Annotated in this window: 18 protein-coding genes; 12 read left to right on the forward strand and 6 right to left on the reverse strand. The window is 36.9% G+C overall.

Annotation, left to right across the window (positions count from 1 at the left end; all coding sequences use genetic code 11):
* The 11 genes from DEU40_RS04955 (at position 1) to DEU40_RS05005 (ending at position 11015) form a co-directional block, all read left to right on the forward strand.
* A complete protein-coding gene (locus tag DEU40_RS04955) occupies positions 1–777 on the forward strand; it encodes a polysaccharide deacetylase family protein (RefSeq protein WP_110008801.1) in 777 nt (258 codons plus the stop codon).
* Entirely contained in the window at positions 774–1871 is a 1098-nt protein-coding gene (locus DEU40_RS04960) for a glycosyltransferase family 4 protein (RefSeq protein WP_110008802.1), read from the forward strand. Before DEU40_RS04955 ends, DEU40_RS04960 begins: the two co-directional genes overlap by 4 nt.
* 245 nt (positions 1872–2116) lie before the next feature.
* Entirely contained in the window at positions 2117–2974 is an 858-nt protein-coding gene (hisG, locus tag DEU40_RS04965) for an ATP phosphoribosyltransferase (protein WP_110008803.1), read from the forward strand.
* Between the two features lie 323 nt (positions 2975–3297).
* Positions 3298–4572, forward strand: a complete 1275-nt coding sequence (hisD, locus tag DEU40_RS04970) for a histidinol dehydrogenase (RefSeq protein ID WP_110008804.1) — start codon at positions 3298–3300, stop codon at positions 4570–4572.
* Between the two features lie 91 nt (positions 4573–4663).
* A complete protein-coding gene (gene hisC / locus DEU40_RS04975; RefSeq protein WP_110008805.1) occupies positions 4664–5689 on the forward strand; it encodes a histidinol-phosphate transaminase in 1026 nt (341 codons plus the stop codon).
* Between the two features lie 167 nt (positions 5690–5856).
* On the forward strand, positions 5857–6951 hold the full coding sequence (gene hisB / locus DEU40_RS04980) for a bifunctional histidinol-phosphatase/imidazoleglycerol-phosphate dehydratase HisB (protein WP_110008806.1): 1095 nt from the start codon (positions 5857–5859) through the stop codon (positions 6949–6951).
* Positions 6952–6953: 2 nt separating this feature from the next.
* Positions 6954–7532 carry an imidazole glycerol phosphate synthase subunit HisH gene (gene hisH / locus DEU40_RS04985; protein WP_110008807.1) on the forward strand — a complete coding sequence of 193 codons (579 nt, stop codon included), beginning with the start codon at positions 6954–6956 and terminating at the stop codon, positions 7530–7532.
* Between the two features lie 2 nt (positions 7533–7534).
* Positions 7535–8257, forward strand: coding sequence for a 1-(5-phosphoribosyl)-5-[(5-phosphoribosylamino)methylideneamino]imidazole-4-carboxamide isomerase (hisA, locus tag DEU40_RS04990; RefSeq protein WP_110008808.1), 723 nt, complete (start codon positions 7535–7537; stop codon positions 8255–8257).
* Positions 8250–9002, forward strand: a complete 753-nt coding sequence (hisF, locus tag DEU40_RS04995; RefSeq protein WP_110008809.1) for an imidazole glycerol phosphate synthase subunit HisF — start codon at positions 8250–8252, stop codon at positions 9000–9002. The genes hisA and hisF overlap by 8 nt, the downstream gene beginning before the upstream one ends.
* On the forward strand, positions 8999–9586 hold the full coding sequence (gene hisIE / locus DEU40_RS05000) for a bifunctional phosphoribosyl-AMP cyclohydrolase/phosphoribosyl-ATP diphosphatase HisIE (protein ID WP_110008810.1): 588 nt from the start codon (positions 8999–9001) through the stop codon (positions 9584–9586). The genes hisF and hisIE overlap by 4 nt, the downstream gene beginning before the upstream one ends.
* 64 nt (positions 9587–9650) lie before the next feature.
* Entirely contained in the window at positions 9651–11015 is a 1365-nt protein-coding gene (locus DEU40_RS05005; RefSeq protein WP_110008811.1) for a S41 family peptidase, read from the forward strand.
* A gap of 87 nt (positions 11016–11102) precedes the next feature.
* On the opposite strand, the gene DEU40_RS05010 is transcribed toward DEU40_RS05005, so the two are convergent.
* The 6 genes from DEU40_RS05010 to DEU40_RS05035 form a co-directional block, all read right to left on the reverse strand.
* Positions 11103–12272: a M28 family peptidase gene (locus DEU40_RS05010; RefSeq protein WP_110008812.1), complete on the reverse strand. Its 1170-nt coding sequence runs from the start codon at positions 12270–12272 to the stop codon at positions 11103–11105.
* A gap of 194 nt (positions 12273–12466) precedes the next feature.
* Positions 12467–13702, reverse strand: coding sequence for a M28 family peptidase (locus DEU40_RS05015; RefSeq protein ID WP_228406445.1), 1236 nt, complete (start codon positions 13700–13702; stop codon positions 12467–12469).
* The gene (locus DEU40_RS05020) at positions 13702–14880 is read right to left on the reverse strand and encodes a M28 family peptidase (RefSeq protein WP_110008813.1); all 1179 of its coding nucleotides are present in this window, start codon (positions 14878–14880) and stop codon (positions 13702–13704) included. Before DEU40_RS05020 ends, DEU40_RS05015 begins: the two co-directional genes overlap by 1 nt.
* A gap of 350 nt (positions 14881–15230) precedes the next feature.
* Positions 15231–15575, reverse strand: coding sequence for a 50S ribosomal protein L20 (gene rplT / locus DEU40_RS05025; protein ID WP_002979659.1), 345 nt, complete (start codon positions 15573–15575; stop codon positions 15231–15233).
* Positions 15576–15692: 117 nt separating this feature from the next.
* Positions 15693–15890 (reverse strand): 50S ribosomal protein L35, encoded by a 198-nt coding sequence (gene rpmI, locus DEU40_RS05030; RefSeq protein ID WP_034694453.1) that lies wholly within the window; start codon positions 15888–15890, stop codon positions 15693–15695.
* 231 nt (positions 15891–16121) lie between these two features.
* Positions 16122–16943 (reverse strand): alpha/beta fold hydrolase, encoded by an 822-nt coding sequence (locus DEU40_RS05035; protein WP_110008814.1) that lies wholly within the window; start codon positions 16941–16943, stop codon positions 16122–16124.
* A 972-nt stretch (positions 16944–17915) separates the two neighbouring features.
* Between DEU40_RS05035 and DEU40_RS05045 the strand changes: the two genes are divergently transcribed.
* Complete coding sequence (locus DEU40_RS05045) at positions 17916–20381, forward strand: tetratricopeptide repeat protein (protein ID WP_110008816.1); 2466 nt, start codon at positions 17916–17918, stop codon at positions 20379–20381.
* Positions 20382–20400: the final 19 nt, after the last annotated feature.

A 20400-nucleotide genomic window follows, 5' to 3' on the forward strand; every position in this document is an offset into this window, starting at 1 on the left:
ATGGTTTTATTGAGTTTTGACATTGAAGAATTTGATATGCCATTAGAATATAAGGGTGAAATTCCCTTTGAAAAGCAGATTTCAATTTCACAGACAGGATTGGAGAGAATCCTCAATATCCTTAAAAAACATAATGCCAACGCTACCTTTTTTTCCACGGTAGTTTTTGCAGAAAACAGCAAACATCTTATTGAAAGGTTGCTACATGAAGGTCATGAGCTGGCCTCTCACACGTGGTTTCATTCAGAATTTGAAGACAAACACCTGAAAGAATCAAGAGAAAGGCTGGAAGGGTTATTTTCCACAAAGGTGACCGGATTAAGAATGCCGAGAATGATGCCGGTAGATGAAAAAGCAGTGGAAGAAGCAGGATACGCATACAATTCCTCCATCAACCCTACATTTTTGCCGGGAAGATATAATAATTTAAAAGTATCAAGAACGTATTTCAAAGAAGGAAATGTAACGCAGATTCCGGCTTCGGTTTCTCCTAACTTCAGAATTCCTTTGTTTTGGCTAAGCTTTCACAATTTCCCTTTGTTTTTCTACAAAAAACTGGCTTCGGACACCTTGAAAAAGGATAATTATCTGAATATTTATTTCCATCCATGGGAATTTGCAGAAATAAAAGATGAAGCTTTTAAACTTCCCGGATTTACGGTAAAAAACTCAGGAAAAGAGATGGTGGAAAGGTTTGACTCGTTTGTAGGCTGGCTGAAAGAAAAAGGCCATACATTCGGCACATTTCAGGAATTTCAAAAACAGATCCAACGATGAAGATTGCCTTTGATGCCAAACGGTTTTTCCACAATACATCCGGCCTGGGAAACTATTCGAGAGATCTTGTAAGAATTCTTTCCGAATATGAACCGGACAACGAATATCTGTTGCTCAACAAAAACAAATCGGAGAGAGGAAAAGAGATTTTTAATCGTCCGAATGTTCATTTTATTGAAACCTCAAAAGGAAACTTTTCACGTCAGCTGAAAATGGGTAAAGATGCCCAAAAGCAGGACGCAGATATTTTCCATGGATTATCTGGTGAACTTCCTTTAAAATGGGATTCAAAACCTATTAAAAAGGTCGTTACCATTCATGATCTGATCTTTGTAAGATATCCGCAGTATTATTCCTTTTTTGACAGGAAAATCCATTTCTGGAAATTCAAAAAAGCCGCTGATACGGCTGACAAAATCATTGCGATTTCAGAACAGACCAAAAGAGATATTATTCAGTATTTAAAAGTTCCTGAATCTAAAATTGAAGTCATTTATCAGGGCTGTCATCATGCTTTTAAAGAACAGCAGTCTCCGGAATTGATGAAAGCTGTCAAAGTGAAATTTAAGCTTCCCGAAAGGTTTGTACTGAATGTTGGAACCATCGAAGACCGCAAAAATCTTCTGAATGTTGTAAAAGCGATCAGCGGAACAGAAATTCCATTGGTTGTGGTGGGAAGAAAGACAAAATACTATCAGAAAATAGAACGTTTTCTGAAAAAGAATAAAATGGAAAAGCAGGTGCTCTTCCTCGAAGGAGTTTCTATGGATGAACTGGCTTGTCTTTATAAACTGGCCGATATTTTTATCTATCCAAGCTTCTTTGAAGGCTTCGGAATTCCTGTCATTGAGGCACTTTTCTCCAAAACGGTTGTTGTTACCAGCAATACCAGCTGTCTGCCGGAAGCGGGAGGAAAAGACTCTGTGTACATCAATCCGGACAATGATCTCGATATTCGCGCCAAACTTAAATTTCTCTGGGAAAATGAATCCGAGAGAAAACGCCGTGAAGAAAAGGGTTTCGAGTTTGTTCAGAAGTTTAATGACGAACCCATTGCAAAGGAGCTGATAAATTTTTATCAAAAAATTCTCTGAAAAAACTTTGCATTTTAAAAATAAATCCTACATTTGCATCATAATTCAAACAATGAAACCAATATTTTTAGCATTACATCATTATCATCATCATCTCTGCTAGACGGAATTGATTGATATAGTATGTGCTAAAATCAAAAATAATTAAAACCGTCTGAGTAAATAGGCGGTTTTTTTGTTTCCTGAATTCTCCTCAGAAATTTCAACAGATCAGTTTTTATTTGCTCGGACCCAAAAAAGGCAAAATGAGTAAATTAAAAATTGCAATTCAAAAAAGCGGCCGGCTGTACGAAGAATCTCTTCAGCTTCTCAAAGACTGTGGAATCTTTGTCAACAACGGTAAAGACCAGCTCAAAGTTTCAGTCGATAACTTTCCGATGGAAATCATGTATCTCCGGAACTCAGACATCCCGCAATACCTGGAAGACGGAGTGGTGGATGTAGCCATTCTTGGCGAAAATCTTCTGGTTGAAAAAGGTAAAAACATCAAAACTATCCAGAAGCTTGGTTTTTCAAAATGCCGTGTTTCACTGGCTGTTCCCAAAGAAATAGAAACGGACGACATCTCTTATTTTCAGGGTAAAAAAATTGCTACCTCTTATCCTAACACCCTCAAAAACTTTTTAGAAAACCAGGGAATTGTATCAGACATTCACGTGATTTCAGGTTCTGTAGAAATAGCCCCTAATATCGGTCTGGCGGACGGAATATGTGATATTGTAAGTTCCGGAAGTACTCTATTCAAAAACGGATTAAGAGAAACGGTTACTTTACTGAAATCGGAAGCTGTGCTGGCTCAAACGCCCCGGTTATCAACTGAAAAAGAAGCCATTCTTGAAAAATTTGTATTCAGAATCAAAGCCGTTTTAAAAGCAAAAAATTCAAAATACATTCTGATGAATGTTCCCAACGAAAAAATACAGAAAGTTGCCGGCGTTCTTCCCGTATTGAAAAGTCCTACGGTGATTCCGCTTGCAGAAGAAGGCTGGAGCAGTATTCATTCTGTGATTGATGAAGAACGTTTCTGGGATGTCATTGACGAACTCAAAGAAAATGGAGCACAGGACATTCTAATTATTCCAATTGATAAAATGGTTATTTAAAAAAATCATAATGATAGATGTTGGTTAACGCAAAGGCGCAATAAAAATGAAGTTGATGCTATTTTAAGACGCAAAGATTTTATCTCCGATAAAATTGAATACCATTTTAAGTCACAAAATTATACTCATGCACTTGCTGAAAATCTTAGATTTTCTTGCGCCTTAAAAAAGTAAAGATTTAAAAAACTTGCGCCTTTGCGTTCATAAAAAAATTGAATTATTAAGGTACCAGGCAGCTGAATAAAATAGCTTCAGCTATGATCTTAATGAAACTTAACAACTTAAAAGAATCTTAATGGTTCAAAAAAAATTAAAAAAGTACAATGAAAATATACAGATATCCCACAAAAGACACCTGGAAAAACCTGGTAAAGCGCCCTGTCTTGGAACAGAAAGAAATTTCAGGTCTGATCACAGAAATATTTGCAGAAGTTGAAAAAAATGGTGATAAAGCTTTAATAGAATTCAACAAAAAATTTGATAAAGCAGAAACCTCAGTCCTAAAAGTTTCTGAAATTGAGATCAAGGAGGCAGAAAATCAGATTCAAGATGAATTAAAGCAAGCCATTCAACAGGCGAAGGAGAATATTTCAACATTTCACGCCTCTCAAAAGCAGGAAATTCAAAAAATTGAAACCACAAAAGGTGTGGTTTGCTGGCGTGAAAATCGTGCTGTAGAGAGAGTCGGGATTTATATTCCGGGAGGAACAGCACCTTTATTTTCTACAGTGTTGATGTTGGCGGTTCCTGCAAATCTGGCCGGATGTAAAGAAATAGTTCTTTGTACACCGCCAGATAAAGATGGTCATATCAATCCTGCAATCCTGTATGCAGCAAAGCTTTGTGGTGTTTCGGAAATCTTTAAAACGGGGGGAGCACAGGCTGTTGCAGCGATGACGTTTGGAACAGAAAGTATTCCTGCGGTGAATAAAATTTTCGGTCCTGGAAACCAGTTTGTCGTAGCGGCCAAAGAATATGCACAACGGTATGGAGTAGCTATTGATATGCCTGCCGGACCAAGTGAAGTTCTTGTGATTGCAGATGAACAGGCTGTTCCTGAATTTTGTGCGGCAGATCTTCTTTCGCAGGCAGAGCACGGAAGTGACAGTCAGGTGGTTTTCATTACGACAGATCTTAAAGTGCTGGAAGAGACGGTAGAAGCTGTTGAGCAGCAAATCAAAGAATTACCAAGAAATGAATTCGCAGGTCAGGCCTTGGAAAACAGCTCTTTTTTTTTGATCAATACGCTGGAAGAGGCTCTTAAGTTCAGCAATCTTTATGCTCCTGAACACCTTATTCTGGCCATCAATGATTTTGAAAAATATATTCCGATGATTGAGAATGCAGGTTCGGTTTTCCTTGGAAACTATTCCTGTGAGAGTGCAGGAGATTATGCTAGCGGAACGAATCACACGCTTCCTACCAATGCCTATGCCAAGAATTACAGTGGCGTATCGCTGGATAGTTTTGTGAAGAAAATAACATTCCAGCAACTTTCAAAAGAAGGGCTTCAGAATTTAGGAAAAACAATAGAACTCATGGCGGAAGCAGAAGGGCTGTTTGCTCACAAAAATGCAGTATCAATAAGATTAAAATGATAAATGTTGAAAAACGAGAAACCATAAAACCATTTGAAAAATAAAGGTTCTAGACTTAATGGTTTAAAAGTAGTTTTAAATAAACAATACAATGAAAAATAACAGTATCAAAACACTCGTAAGAGAAAATATATTACAATTACAACCCTACATCAGTTTCAGGGACCATAATGAATTTAATGCTCCTGTCATGCTGGATGCGAATGAAAGTCCGTTCGGGGAATGCAACCGCTACCCGGATTCTACTCAGAAAAAGCTTAAAACCAAGCTTGCAGAGCTTAAAAACCTTTCACCTTCACAGATCGCCATAGGAAACGGAAGTGACGAGCTGATAGATCTTATCATTAAAATTTTCTGTGAGCCTAAAAAAGATGCCATTCTGATGATGAATCCGTCTTTCGCGATGTATGCTTTCTATGCGGCCATCAATGAAAATAAAGTTCTGAAACTGGATCTGGATGAAAACTTTGAAATCGTAAAAGATAACTTCTTAAAGATGGCAGATGATTCTTCGCTGAAGATTTTCTTTTTATGTTCTCCTAATAACCCTACCGGAAACAGTGTGGATGATATTGAATTTTATCTTCAGAATTTCAATGGCATTGTCGTGGCGGATGAAGCATATATTGAATTTTCAGGAAAAAAATCAAGTCTGGAGCTGTTGGATCAATATTCCAATCTGATTGTATTGCAGACGTTTTCCAAAGCTTGGGGAATTGCCGGAGCAAGAGTAGGAATGGCTTATGCATCTGAAGAGATTATCCGCTTTATCAATACTGTAAAAGCGCCTTATAATGTGAATGTTCTGAGCCAGGAGTTGATTTTAAAAACGCTGGAGGATAAAAACAGACTTCAGGGAAACGTAAACCGTATTCTGGAAGAGAGAACATGGCTAAAACAGCAATTTGAAGGAATTCAATGTATTTCCAAAGTTTTTTCAACCGATGCCAATTTCTTTCTGATCAGAATAGATAATGTGGATCGTGTATACAGAAAAATGCTTGAAGAAGAGATTTTAACCAGCAGAAGAGATCCTGTGATTCCCGGATGTATCAGGATTAATGTGGGAAACCGTGCCGAAAATGAAAAATTAATTAACCTTTTAAAAGGAATATAATCTAGCTTGCCAAAAATATAACCATTAAGAAAGATAAGATCATAAGAAAAGTTAAGATTCATCGGGATGAATAAAATTCAAGCTAAATTAATAGCTTCAGCTATGTTCTTACTGCTTCTTAACCACTTAAAAAAGCTTAATGGTTAAAAATAATTTATAAAAAAAATATGAAAAAAGTACTCTTTATAGACCGCGACGGAACGTTAATTATTGAACCGCCTGCAGATTTTCAGGTAGATTCTCTGGAAAAGCTTGAGTTTTATCCGGGAGTTTTTCAAAACCTTGCAAAAATTGTCAATGAATTAGATTATGAATTGGTAATGGTAACCAATCAGGATGGGTTAGGAACTGAAAGTTTTCCTGAAGAAGATTTTATAAAACCACACGAAAAAATGTTGCTGGCATTTAAAAATGAAGGGATCATTTTTAGTGATATTTTGATTGACAGAAGCTTTGAATCCGAAAATCTTCCCACCAGAAAACCAGGAGTTGGAATGCTTGGAAAATATATTTATGGGAATTACGACCTTGAAAATTCCTATGTAATTGGTGATCGAAGTACGGATATTCAACTTGCTAAAAATCTTGGATCTAAAGCTATTTATCTTAACAAAAACTTCAATGAGGAGGCGGAGCTGTCTGCAACGCGATGGTCAGAAATCTATCAGTTCTTAAAATCCGGAATGAGAAAGGCTAAAGCTTCCAGAAAAACCAATGAGACTGATATTGAAATTGAGGTCAATCTTGATGGAAACGGAAAATCAGATATTTCAACGGGGCTTCACTTCTTTGATCACATGCTGGATCAGATTGCCAGACACGGAAATATGGATCTTACGATTAAAGTGAACGGAGATCTTGCCGTAGATGAACACCACACGATAGAAGATACCGGAATTGTGCTGGGAGAAGCTATTTTAAAAGCCTTGGGAAAGAAAAAAGGTATTGAGCGATACGGTTTCCTGCTTCCGATGGATGACTGTCTTTCTCAGGTGGCTATCGATTTCGGCGGAAGACCGTGGCTGGTGTGGGATGCTCCGTTTAAAAGAGAAAAAATTGGAGACATGCCTGCGGAAATGTTTTTTCACTTCTTTAAATCCTTTACTGATGCTTCAAAATCCAATCTGAATATCAAAGCAGAAGGGGATAACGAACACCACAAAATTGAATCCATTTTTAAAGCCTTTGCAAAGGCTGTTAAAATGGCAGTGAATCAATCAGATACTAATTACAGTCTGCCTTCTACAAAAGGAAGTTTATAAATATGATCGCCATAATAAAATACAACGGAGGAAACGTAAATTCCGTTCAGAATGCCCTCAACAGACTGAATGTTGATTCCGTGGTCACCGATGATCCCGAACAGATTTTAAAAGCTGACAAAGTGATCTTTCCGGGCGTGGGAGAAGCTTCATCAACCATGAAACTGCTGAAAGAAAAAGAGCTTGATCTGTTGATTCCTGGTCTTACACAGCCGGTTTTAGGAATATGCCTGGGTATGCAGCTGATGTGCGGGGAAAATGAAGAAGGAGATACCGAAGGAATGGGGATTTTTGATATCAATGTCAGAAAGTTTCCGGCAAAGGATATTGTTCCCCATATGGGCTGGAATACCGTTTCCGGGCAGACTTCGCCACTGTTTTCAGGAATTGAAAAGAGTAGTGATGTGTATTTCGTTCACAGCTATTATTGTGAACTGTCAGACTATACAACATCTGTTTGTGATTATATCCTGCCTTTCAGTGCTTCTTTGCAGAAAGACAATTTCTATGCAGTACAGTTTCACCCGGAAAAATCGGGAATAGTGGGAAATCAGATTGTTAAGAACTTTATAAATTTATAATCATGAAAATAATTCCGGCTATTGATATTATCGACGGGAAATGTGTCCGTTTGTCAAAAGGAGATTACAATACAAAGAAAATATACAATGAAGATCCTGTAGAAGTGGCAAAAGAGTTTGAAAGCTTTGGGATTCAATACCTTCATTTGGTGGATCTTGATGGGGCGAAATCAAAGCATATTGTCAACCAGAAAGTTCTGGAAAATATTGCCCGTTCTACTTCGCTGCATATCGACTTTGGAGGAGGGCTAAAAACTCAGGAAGATATTGAAACCGCTTTTAATTCCGGGGCAAAGCAGATCACTTTAGGAAGTATTGCCGTTCAGGATCCTGAATTTTGTTTTGGAATGATTGAAAAATATGGAGCGGAGAAGATCATTTTGGGTGCAGACTGTGAAAACAGAAAGATTAAAACATCCGGATGGCTGGAAGAAAGCGCTTATGATATCATTGATTTTATCCTTCAGTATCAGGAAAAAGGAATACAGACCGCTATTTGTACTGATATTGCAAAAGACGGTATGCTGGAAGGTCCTTCAACAGGTCTTTATATTGAAATTTTATATAAAACATCTGTTCAGCTGGTAGCAAGCGGCGGTATTTCAGGCATTGCTGATGTCTATAAGATGAAGGATATCGGCTGTGCGGGAACAATCATTGGAAAAGCAATTTATGAGGGAAAAATAAGTTTACAACAACTTCAAAATTTTATTGAAAATGCTTAAGAAAAGAATTATCCCATGTCTGGATATTAAGGATGGAGCGACTGTAAAAGGTGTTAACTTTGAAGATCTAAAAAGTGCCGGAGATCCGGTAGAACTTGCCAAAAAATATGAGCAGGAAGGAGCTGATGAGCTTGTTTTTCTGGATATTACCGCCACAATTGAGGATAGAAAAACATTTGTAGAGCTGGTAAAAGAGATCGCAAAAGAATTGAGTATCCCTTTTACAGTAGGAGGCGGGATTTCGTCTGTAGAGGATGTGAGAAAACTTTTGGAAGCAGGTGCAGACAAGATCAGCATCAATTCTTCAGCCGTAAAAAATCCGGGTCTTATTTCTGATCTGGCCCAAGAATTCGGAAGCCAGTGTGTTGTGGTAGCCATTGATACAAGACTGGTGGAAGATAAAGATCTTGTTCATATCAAAGGAGGAAGGGAAGCCACAGCACTTTTAACGATGGAATGGGCTCAAGAAGCAGCAGCATTAGGAGCAGGTGAAATATTGCTGACTTCCATGGATGGTGATGGTACAAAAAACGGTTTTGATATTAGGATTACAAAGCTGGTTTCAGAAAATATAAGCATTCCGGTGATTGCTTCCGGAGGCGCTGGTAACATTGATGATTTTGTTAAAGTATTTAATGAAACAAAAGCTACAGGAGGATTGGCAGCCAGTATTTTTCATTTTAATGAAATAGGGATTCAGGATTTAAAACAACAGTTAAAAACTCAAAAAATTCAAATACGATGAAAATAGATTTTAATAAAGATAATGGCCTTGTGCCTGTGGTTATTCAGGACAACAGAACATTGCAGGTTTTGATGCTGGGCTACATGAACGAGGAAGCTTTTGAAAAAACACAGGCAGAAGGAATTGTTACTTTTTTCAGCCGTTCCAAAAACAGACTCTGGACAAAAGGTGAGGAATCGGGTAATTTTTTAACGGTAAAAAGTATTGACATCGACTGTGATCAGGATACCATTTTAATTAAAGCCGTTCCGAAAAATGTGGTTTGCCATACAGGAAGTTTTAGTTGTTTCGGGGAAAAGAATACTAAAGGATTTCTGTATGAACTGGAAGAAAAAATCTCTCAGAGAATAGATACGAAGGCTGAAGACTCATATACTTACTCATTATATCAGAGAGGAATCAATAAAATGGCTCAAAAAGTAGGCGAGGAGGCCGTAGAATTGGTTATAGAAGCAAAAGACAATAATGATGATCTCTTTAAAAACGAAGCTGCAGATCTGCTGTATCACTTTTTAATTTTATTGAAAGCCAAAGGATTTTCAATGGGGGAAATTGAAGAGATTCTTAAAATCAGGAATAAATAAACAACTTTTTTCAACTGTAACAAAAGTAAATATCAAGCCACTAATCCTTCGGAAACGAATATCTATGAAATTAAAATTAACCTTACTTGCAGTTTTGTTTGTTCAATCTGCTTTTGCCCAGAAAAACTGTAACGAACTTTATTCTCAGAAATTTACTAAGCAGCAGCTGGAGCAGGATGTAGACTTTATTAAGGCAAAAATAACCAATGCACACGTCAATCCCTATACAGAAATTTCAAAATCAGAATTTGAAAAAAAATATACAGATATCCGTAATTCTCTGAAAGATGGCATGACGCAGAAGGATTTTTATTACCTAGCAAAGCCTTTGATTGTCACATTGAACGACGAACATAGCTCAATGTCTGACTTTTGCGTTACTGACAGCATTAGAAAAAGCATGAAAGTTTTACCGTTGAAATTCAAATATGAAAATGGCAAAATGCTTCTTACGGAAAACTATTCAGACAGTAAACCTACTATTGGTGACGAAGTGATTTCGCTGAATACTATACCAATTCATGAAGTCCTGGAGACCTGTGCCCAGACTATTCCGGGCGCTAAAGAAGAACGAATACCCATAGCCGTTGATCGGTTTTGGATAATGATTAATAAGTACTGTTACTTTATCACAGATGACTACAACCTGAAGTTTAAAAGCGGTCTGCAAACAGTGGTTAAAAGTATTTCTCTGGAACAGCTGAAAGCCAATGCTTCAAAGTCTCAGCCTAAGAAAAAAGAAGATTTTAAACCTCTTGATTATAAAAAAATAAAGGATTATGCTTATTTAACAGTCAATACTTTTGATGACAGAAATACATTCACTCTGGAAGAATGGAAAACAAAATTGGACAGTATTTTCAGCCAGATCAAAAAAGACAAAGCCCAGAAGCTAGTCATTGATGTTCACAACAATTCCGGAGGAAATTCTGCCGTTGGAAATTTACTTATTAACTATTTTTCAGATAAAACGTATTATACTTATCAGGGAAAATTTAAAAAAAGTAAAGAGTACGCTGATTATTTAAAAGCAAACAATAAAGAATCTGCAGAATATAGCAAAATAAAAGATGGTGATTACTATCCGATCCGTTCTCGTTCTGTAACAGCGGATGAAAATCCGTTGCGATTCCATGGGAAGACTTATATCATTGTTGGAAAAAATACATTTTCCAGTGCTATGATGTTCAGCGTCATGGTTTTGGATGACAAATTGGCAGAAGTAGTAGGTGAAGCACCTGAAAGAGGACATCCCAATCATTTTGGTGAACTGATTAGCTTTCAGACTCCCAACACCAAACTTGATTTCCTTTTTGGGGTCAAGGAATGGATCAGGCCGGCAGGAAATATATTACCTAACAAGCTTATCCCTATAAAAGTTATTGATTTAAATAACAAAACAAGAGAACAGATTGTTGAAGAGCTTTAAAATTCTATGTGTTGTATTTAATGCATAAAAACAAAACAGCAGGAATAGAATAACCCTGCTGTTTTTTATTATCAATGAATTGATTTCTTATCTTTCAATCATAATATTCTTAACAAGGGTTTCTTCACCCACTTTCAAAACTCCAACATAGACTCCGTTCTGAAGGGATGAAACATTAACCTTTCTTTCGTTATTGACTTTTAAAAGTGACCTTCCCAAAGAATTGCTGATTTCAAAGCTGAAATCCATTCCCTTAAAATCCGGTAAGTCAATATTAATTAGATTATTGGCTGGATTAGGGTAGATCTTTACAGCTTCCAGTGAATTTTTTGATGCGGGTTTGCTCATGGTAGTGGATGCTGCTGCAAAATGCTGTAAAGCACCAACGGTTGCTTTTCCGATCTTGTATACATAAACAGGATCCATGTTGGTGAAAGTATCCTTAGAGCTGTGAGGGTAAGTGCTTCTTATCCTTTCAAAAAATCCGGTAATCACTTCACCTTTCTGTTCGAAAGGAATATAATCCGTATCAGCTGCCGGATCTACGGCAGTCAGAAGAGGTGAGTAGAGTGCTGTACAATTTCTCAGTTGTTGTGTGACAGCTGCAGAAGCTGCATTATTACTGGATACTCCTCCCTGATCTTCATCACAATATACGGTGGTATTATTATTTCCTTTCACGCCGCCTACCTGATCCAGATTGAAAACCAGTTTGATATCCAATTTGCGGACACCTCCCTGATATACTACATTGTTCACATAATGGCTGCTTCCTTTTAGCCCTTGTTCTTCCCCGGAAAAATGAATGAACTTTATAGAATATTCAGTAGGAACATTTCTCAGAATTCTTGCGGCTTCCAGTATAATTGAAGTTCCGCTGCCATTATCATTCACTCCCGGGCCATAAATGGTATCGAAATGTCCGCAGATAATAACATATTTGTTAGGATAAAGCGTTCCGGTTTTGGTAATAATTAAATTTTTCGAACTGGTGCTTCCAAAGGTAAAAGGACTTTCTTCTATCTGGCTGGCCGTATAACCGTAAGAAAGATACTTGTTTTTGATCCAGTTCAATGTATTGGTATTCGCTACTGAACCTGTTGTTTTTACCCCTAAATTACTAAACTCCTGAAGATTGGTGGTGATATTGGTTTGGGTAACCATATCTGCTCTGTCTTTGTAAGCCTGAATAAAAGTTTGAGCTGCAATGCTCTGCATTATCAATGCTGAGCATAAAAGTGTTGTGAATTTTTTCATATATAATATTATTTGGTGACACGAATGTAGTAAATAAATCACAACGAAGTGTTTAATGTGTTAAAATAAAATAATATTTATTATGAATATCATATTAATTATCGTAATTGCCTTATGAATAGTATAATGCAGTTCTGGTAAAAAAAAGACCTTTGAATAGCTTCAAAAGTCTTTTTTTCGTATTGTATACTGGTTTATCTTTCAATCATCACTTTTCTGACAACCTTTTGATCTCCAATTTTTAAAATTCCGATATAAGCTCCGTTTTCCAGGCCTGAAGCATTAATACTTGTTTCATTGTTTCTCCTGAAAATGGAACGCCCCTGAAAATCCGTGATTTCAAAAGTGAAATTTTTAATTCCGGAGTCCGGAAGTTCAATATTGATAACATCTTTTACAGGATTGGGGTAAATTTTCACACTTTCCAACGTATTTTTTCCTGCGGTTTCATTCGTCCCTAATGTGCCGGTGGCAACCGCGAAATGCTGCAATGCTCCCACAGAGGCTTTTCCTATTTTATAAATATAAACAGGATCTGTGTTGGCAAAAGTATCATTCACTGTATGTGGATAGGTACTTCTTATTCTTTCAAAAAAACCTGTGATCACTTCGCCTTTTTGTTCAAAAGGAATATAATCCGTATCAGCAGCCGGATCTACGGCAGTCAGAAGAGGAGAGTAGAGCGCTGTACAGTTTCTCAGTTCCTGAGTTACAGCAGCCGAAGCGGCATTGTTTGTTGAAAGTCCGCCCTGATCTTCATCACAGTAAACGGTATTGTTGTTATTTCCCATAACACCGCCTACCTGGTCGAGATTAAAAACAAGTTTAATATCCAGAACACGAACACCACTTTGGTAAGCCACATTGTTGACATAATGTTTGCTTCCCAGAAGTCCTTGCTCCTCCCCGGAAAAATGAATGAATTTTATAGAATATTCAGTCGGAACATCCTTCAGAATCCTTGCTGCTTCAAGAATGATAGACGTTCCGCTTCCGTTATCATTGATTCCCAGGCCGGTGATACTGTCGAAATGTCCGCAGATGATTACATATTTATTGGGATATACCGTACCTGTTTTGGTAATAACCAGGTTTTTAGAATTATAACTTCCTGCAGTGAAAGGATCTTCTGTTATCTGGCTGGCTGTATATCCGTAAGAAAGATACTTGTTTTTGAGCCATGTCAATGCATTGGCATTAGCTGGTGAACCCGTGGTTTTCACCCCTAGATTAGCAAATTCCTGAAGGTAAGTGGTAATATTGGTTTGATTTACCATATCCGCCCTGTCCTGATAAGCCTGAATGAAACTTTGAGCTCCAATACTTTGCATAGCAACAGAAGCGAATAAAAAAGCAGCGATTTTTTTCATTTGATGAGAGTAATGCTGAATATTCCAGAATGCAACAGATGCAGAATATCCGTCAGACATTATTGATTAATGATAATTTTTTTTGTGGTATTTCCTTTATCGGTTGTAACAGTAAAAGTATAAGCCCCGTTTGTTAATCCTGAAGTATTTATTTTGTCCTGGTTTTCAAGTGATAACACAGTATTTCCTGACATGTCGTTGACTTCAACTTTGAAGTGTTTTACTTTCTCCTGAAATTCCACAGTCACAAGATCTTTAGCCGGATTAGGATAAAACCTGATGGCTTCTGTTGAGTGTTGTGCTGTATCTTTAGTACTTAAAAGATTGCTGGTTGTAGAGGCAACGGCAAAGTGCTGTAAAGCTCCCACAGCTGCTTTTCCTACATTGAAGACATATACAGGATCCAGGTTGGCAAAAGTATCACTTACCGTATGTTCGTTTTCACTTCTCAAATATTCGTAGAATCCGGTAATGGTGTATCCTTTCGCCTCAAAAGGCATATAATCGGAGCTGTAAGCATACGAAAGATTCGTCTGAAGAGGAGAGTAAAGGGTAGTACAGTTCATCAGTTCCTGTGTTACAGCAGTAGAGGCTGCATTGTTGGAAGACACCCCACCAGTATCTCTTTCGCAGGTAATCGTATTGTTGTTATTTCCAATAAGCCCGCCTACCTGGTCAATATTTAAAACCAGTTTTATATCCAGAACCTGACTGCCATTCTGATAAGCTACATTATTTACATAATGGTTACTTCCCACAAGCCCCTGTTCTTCCCCGGAAAAATGAATAAATTTGATAGAATATTCCGTGGGAACATTTTTCAATATTCTTGCTGCTTCAAGAATAATGGAAGTTCCGCTGCCATTGTCACTTACCCCGGGACCTACAATCGTATCGTAATGTCCGCAGATAATAACATATTTGTTGGGGTATACTGTTCCTGTCTTGGTAATAATTAAATTTTTTGAAGTGCTGCTTCCGTAGGTAAAACTATCTTCAGACATATTATTGACAGTATATCCGTAGGAAAGGTATTTATTTTTAAGCCAGTTTAAAGCGTTATTATTAGCTGTTGTACCTGTTTTTTTAATACCAAATCCCGCAAATTCCTGAAGGTTTGTACTAATATTGGTTTGGGTAACCATATCTGCTCTGTCCTTATAAGCCTGAATAAAACTTTGTCCACTCATATTCTGAAGTGCAATTGAACTGAGCAAAAGAGCCGCAACTTTTTTCATTTTTAATACTTTCTTTAGAGATTGCTAATATAACAATTAATCATTATTTATTGTTAATTATTAACTGGGATAGTGTTAATTTGTTTGATTTATCAATAATAATTTAACTTTTTATTAAATTTATTATTGTGTTAGATTAGAATTCGCTAAATAAATAAAATTTAGGTAAATTTTTCTTTATTATTGAATATGTTTAATGATAAATTCATCTTTTGTGAATTCTATCTCATAAAGTTTACTGTTGATATGGCAATTAGAATGGAATTTACCATATAAGAAATTGAAAAGTATATAACAAAAAAATCCCGGGAAAACCCGGGACTTATATTGATAACAAAATCTATTCTACATTATTTTACTTGATCTACAACAGCTTTGAAAGCTTCAGGGTGATTCATTGCTAAATCTGCTAAAACTTTTCTGTTAAGTTCGATGTTGTTCTTTTTAAGAGCTCCCATAAATTGAGAGTAAGACATTCCGTGCTCTCTGGTTCCCGCGTTGATACGAGTGATCCAAAGTGCTCTGAAATTTCTCTTTTTCTCTTTTCTACCACGGTAAGCATATTGCATTGCTTTTTCTACCGCGTTTTTAGCTACAGTCCAAACGTTCTTTCTTCTTCCGAAATAACCTTTAGCGTGCTTAAAAATTTTCTTTCTGCGAGCTCTTGAAGCTACGGCATTTACTGATCTTGGCATAATTTAAATTGTTTTTTTGAAAAGGGCGGCAGTGTTATTGCTCTTATTTGCACCGTTTCAGGGTTAAAATTGTGAATTTGTTTGAATTCTTATAAACCGAATATAGATTTATAAAAACTACTTAATTGCTAATTGACGTTGAACGCTTTTCTCATCCACTTTAGCTACGTAAGAAGTAGACGTAAGATTTCTCTTCTGCTTAGTTTCTTTCTTAGTTAAGATGTGGCTTTTGTAAGCGTTTTTTCTTTTGATCTTACCTGTTCCGGTAAGAGCAAAACGTTTCTTAGCACCTGATTTCGTTTTTAATTTTGGCATTGTTTTGCTTTTTTATTGTTTTTGTTATCAATATCTGTTTTGGCTACTCCTAAAGACATTAGGAATAATAGTGTGCAAAATTACGAAAAAAAAGTGATACACGAAAGGAATTTTTAATGTATATCAACAGGAAGGTCTTTTGGGTTGAATTATAAAGGCAAACCCCATATCAATACGGATTTGCCTTCAATGCTATACGTTCATAAAGACGTAATGATGTTCTTATTCTTATTATGATTTAAAAAACTCCAGAAGATCTCTGTTGATGGTTTCAGCCTCTGTAGTTGGCATTCCGTGCGGGAATCCGGGATAGGAAATCAGTTTCCCGTTTTTAAGAAGGGTAGCAGCTACCTTGCCTGTTGTTTCAAAAGGTACAATCTGATCATCTTCGCCATGCATTACCAATACCGGAACTTCTACGCTTTTAAGATCCTCGGTGAAATCTGTCTCAGAGAATGCTTTCACACAATCATAATGTGCTTTGATAGAACCATTCATACCTTGTCTCCACCAGTTTCTCTGGATTCCTTCTGAAACTTTGGCTCCTTCTCTGTTGTACCCATAAAAAGGGAAGGTAATATCGATGAAGAATTGCTGTCTGTGTTTTGCGGTATTGTTTCGGATATCATCAAAAACGGAAATAGGAACTCCATTCGGGTTATTCTCATTCTTAACCATAATAGGTGTTACTGCACTTACCAGAACGGCTTTTGCAACTCTTCCGTTACCATGTTTTGCTACATACCTGATCACTTCACCACCGCCTGTAGAATGTCCTACGTGGATTACATCCTTCAAATCCAAAGCTTTAACAATTTCTGCTACGTCAGAAGCATAAGTATCCATATCATGTCCGTAAGGAGTCTGTTCGGATCTTCCGTGGCCTCTTCTGTCATGAGCAATTACTCTGTAGCCCTGTTCTAAAAAGAAGAACATTTGTGCATCCCAGTCATCACTCGATAATGGCCATCCGTGGTGAAAGAAAACCGGCTGTCCTTTCCCCCAATCTTTGTAATAAATTTCTGTTCCGTCTTTTAATGTAAATGTGCTCATTGTTTCTTTTTTTAATATTAATAAATAGTGTGCTTGATTTTTATAATCACAAATGTAGATAGAAAATCTTCAGAATACCTTGATCTAAGATAATAATTGATTAAAAATTTGTTAACAATAGTAATGTATTGTCAACACTCTTCAAAGAGCAAATGAATTGAAAATCCTTTTGTTATAAAGAAAAACACTCAAAAAAGTAAGGCAACATACAATATACCTGATAATAGGGATTGCAGTATTTGACTGTTCTCTCTAATATTGACGATGAATATGAAACATACAATTCAGGCAGGTTTGATCATTTCTATGTTCAGTCGAACCTGCTGAACTTATTGTTAACCTGTAAATTTAGACCCTTATGCTTTCATCTGCAGACCTACACCTGGAAAGAGCTTTATTTTTTGCTGTCTTAATTATATTTTTTGGAGCAGGATTCCTGTGCACGCTGATTACTTTCATTATCAATTTTATACAAAAGAAAGATAAAAAAGCCGTGTATTACCTTCTTATATTTCTTATTTCCGGCCTTATCGGAGTAGTTTTAACTGCATTTTATTGTTACATGATCCTGTTTGAACAGGCCGAAACCTACAGGCCATAAAGAAGATGTGATGCATTATAATATGAAACAGACTAAATTAAAAACCACTGATATCAGGGATGTTTTTATACTGTCTCTATTTTTATATTTGGCCTAAAAATCTAATAAAGATAAAACGGTTAAATCTCTCCGGATAAACAATAATTTATAACTTTTATAGCTTTCTTTTTCACACCCGATTCAACGATAAATTCTTATTTCGAATAAACACTAAAAAACTATGGGTAAAAACACTAGCCAGATACAATGGAGTGAGGAAGAAGCTGTAAAAGTAATATTGCTGCGTATATTTGTAATTTGCAGCTGCTCGGGAGGCAACCTTAGGTAACAGGGAATGCTGTAATGCTTTCCGATATGTTAAAATTGAATGAATGGCACACCGGATTTATTTATACAATTACGATCAAAAAACAAATCAGACATTCGATTCCTATCTGGGCGAGTGGAATTATGAAATTCCATTATTGCTGTATCCTCTGCTGGCAGAAGATATCAAAGTGGAAGGCGTTGAATTTTTCTCCGATAAAAACCAGGGAATTGTTCAGCTGCGTTATTTTTTCAATCTGCTGGCAGATAATTATCAGCTGCATTACAAGAAGGCTTATTATGAACCCGTTAATAAAATGTTCGAGTTTCTGGAAGCTTTACCTTACGACACTTTTGTATTGAATGCAACAGATGTTTTCAATATGAACGAAGAAGAACATACGGTACAGGCAAAGGAATGGCTGGTAGAAATTCAGCAGAAAAGCAAGCTGTATAAAAAGGCTGTTAAAGCCCGGAATCTTTCGCTGCTGGATTCCTTGTTCTCACAGACAGGGTATTCCTCATTTCTTGAAATTTTACAAACCGGCTGGATTAATTACGGATTGGGATATTTTGAAGAGCTTGCCTATAAAAAAGCGGCATCTTCTGTATTTGAAGAGAACGCGAAATTCGGCCTTAAAGATGCAAAAGGTGCTGTTTTAGCTCCTGCGGTTTATGACGATATTTTTGAAGCAGATGATTACTACAATATATCGGTAATTCAAAAAGGGGCTTTGTTCGGTTACCTGCAAAGTGATGGAAAAGAATGGGTTTCTCCGGTATATGAAGATGCTTTTGACGTATTCGATTTTGGACAGGAACCTTTAGGCGAAGTAAAGGTGAATGGCAAATCAGGGATTTTAAAAATCTATTCAAACACATGGATGGTTCCTGCGGAATACGATGCCATCGAAAGAACAGGCTATGGATTCTTTGGGGTAGAAAAAGACGGCAAATTCGGAGTTTACAGCGATGAAAACGGACTGGTTATCCCTGTTGAAAGCGAAAACCCTTATGAATATGATTATTTCCCTGAATTATTTTTCACCAGACAAAAAGGTACCGGCAAACGAAAATATTATACGAAAGAAGGAAACTATCTCGGAGACTTTTTAGAAGGCAGCATCTCAAAAGCAAGTACCTGTTTCTGGGTCAAGCCGAACAAATTTGACAAGAAAGGCAGATTGATTGACGAGAAAGGCCGCCTCATTATAGACGAAGCAGATCAGATGATCTTAATTGATAATTATGAAACTCTTGCTGTTCGCAAAGACAAAAGCTGGAAGATCTATCATGCTTTAAAACACCAGTTTCTGCTGGAAAATGAATCTGTTAGTAAAGTAAAAGCAGAATCCAATAGATATAGAAATAATGTCTTTATCCTGGAAACCAACGTAGGATCAGGACTTTTTGATGCAGGTAATGGCAATTGGTTAATCATTCCCCAGCCGGAAATTAAGCAGATTCACTATCTGGAAAATGGATTTTTATCGGTTCAAAAAAATGAAGGGTATCAATTTTTCGATTTTGAGAATGGTCTGTCAGCCCAATTGTATGATTATATTTCCAATCCTTTGAATTACAGAACAGAAGAAGGTTTATTGTTTCTGTATCAGGGTGAAAATATGTTGAGGATGCATGAAGACAGAAGCATTCACCGGGTAGAGGCTTCCGAATATGGTGCCGTTTATCTGGACCGGTATTCATTCCGGGGAAAAGATCTGGAATACTTTACTTCCTTTTATAACCGTTGGAAAAGCCAGACGGGTAAGAACGCCGAACAATTTATGGAGGTTGGAACGATTAAAAAAATGGCTTTTGACGAAAAGAAAAACCAGAATTACCACGAAGCACTTCGTCTTTTTGAGTTATCTGCCCAAAAGGGTGACATGGATAGCCTGGTAGAAATAGGGCTACTGCTTACGGATCCTGAAATAGAATCATTATTTGATCCGCAAAGAGGCATTGCATATTACGAAAAAGCAGCACAACGAAACCATCCTGTAGCCTGGAACAATATCGGTGCTTTATACCACAACGGAATAGGGTATTCTTTTAATATCAAAAAAGCAATTGAGGCCTATGAAAAGAGTGCTGAGCTTAGTGACGAAATGGCTCTTGTCAACCTGGGTGATCTCTATTATTTTGGACAACACGTGAAGCAGGATTACAATAAAGCTTTGGATTTTTATCAGAAAGCTGAGAAAAAATACGCCTACAATTACGATAAAATCTCAGAAATCTATTACCAGTTAAGAGACTATAAAAACCTTTTGGTGTACTTAAAAAAAGACTATGATCAATCTTATTCCGGGATTTATTACGGCATTATCTACGAACACGGTATGGGAGTAAAAACGGATCTGAAGAAAGCCATTAAGTATTATGAGCAGGCCAATATTTACAGTGCCTACGAATATGCAACTCAACGTTTGATGTATTATTATGGTGAAGATCCGGCCTTTAAAAATGAAAAGAAATACCTGAAGTGGAGTGCTTTTGCTGAAAAGCATGGTTTCGAAACAGATTAGCAGGGATTTACCTATATTT

Source organism: Chryseobacterium sp. AG844, from assembly GCF_003182335.1.
GTDB lineage: Bacteria > Bacteroidota > Bacteroidia > Flavobacteriales > Weeksellaceae > Chryseobacterium > Chryseobacterium cupriresistens.

Coding starts and splice junctions, on each gene's coding strand:
- DEU40_RS05010 (WP_110008812.1), bottom strand. CDS start 12,272: ATGAAAAAATTCACAACACTTTTATGCTCAGCATTGATAATGCAGAGC.
- DEU40_RS04955 (WP_110008801.1), top strand. CDS start 1: ATGGTTTTATTGAGTTTTGACATTGAAGAATTTGATATGCCATTAGAA.
- DEU40_RS05020 (WP_110008813.1), bottom strand. CDS start 14,880: ATGAAAAAAGTTGCGGCTCTTTTGCTCAGTTCAATTGCACTTCAGAAT.
- hisD (WP_110008804.1), top strand. CDS start 3,298: ATGAAAATATACAGATATCCCACAAAAGACACCTGGAAAAACCTGGTA.
- hisH (WP_110008807.1), top strand. CDS start 6,954: ATGATCGCCATAATAAAATACAACGGAGGAAACGTAAATTCCGTTCAG.
- DEU40_RS04960 (WP_110008802.1), top strand. CDS start 774: ATGAAGATTGCCTTTGATGCCAAACGGTTTTTCCACAATACATCCGGC.
- DEU40_RS05045 (WP_110008816.1), top strand. CDS start 17,916: ATGGCACACCGGATTTATTTATACAATTACGATCAAAAAACAAATCAG.
- DEU40_RS05015 (WP_228406445.1), bottom strand. CDS start 13,702: ATGTCTGACGGATATTCTGCATCTGTTGCATTCTGGAATATTCAGCAT.
- rpmI (WP_034694453.1), bottom strand. CDS start 15,890: ATGCCAAAATTAAAAACGAAATCAGGTGCTAAGAAACGTTTTGCTCTT.
- hisF (WP_110008809.1), top strand. CDS start 8,250: ATGCTTAAGAAAAGAATTATCCCATGTCTGGATATTAAGGATGGAGCG.
- hisB (WP_110008806.1), top strand. CDS start 5,857: ATGAAAAAAGTACTCTTTATAGACCGCGACGGAACGTTAATTATTGAA.
- rplT (WP_002979659.1), bottom strand. CDS start 15,575: ATGCCAAGATCAGTAAATGCCGTAGCTTCAAGAGCTCGCAGAAAGAAA.
- hisIE (WP_110008810.1), top strand. CDS start 8,999: ATGAAAATAGATTTTAATAAAGATAATGGCCTTGTGCCTGTGGTTATT.
- DEU40_RS05035 (WP_110008814.1), bottom strand. CDS start 16,943: ATGAGCACATTTACATTAAAAGACGGAACAGAAATTTATTACAAAGAT.
- DEU40_RS05005 (WP_110008811.1), top strand. CDS start 9,651: ATGAAATTAAAATTAACCTTACTTGCAGTTTTGTTTGTTCAATCTGCT.
- hisG (WP_110008803.1), top strand. CDS start 2,117: ATGAGTAAATTAAAAATTGCAATTCAAAAAAGCGGCCGGCTGTACGAA.
- hisA (WP_110008808.1), top strand. CDS start 7,535: ATGAAAATAATTCCGGCTATTGATATTATCGACGGGAAATGTGTCCGT.
- hisC (WP_110008805.1), top strand. CDS start 4,664: ATGAAAAATAACAGTATCAAAACACTCGTAAGAGAAAATATATTACAA.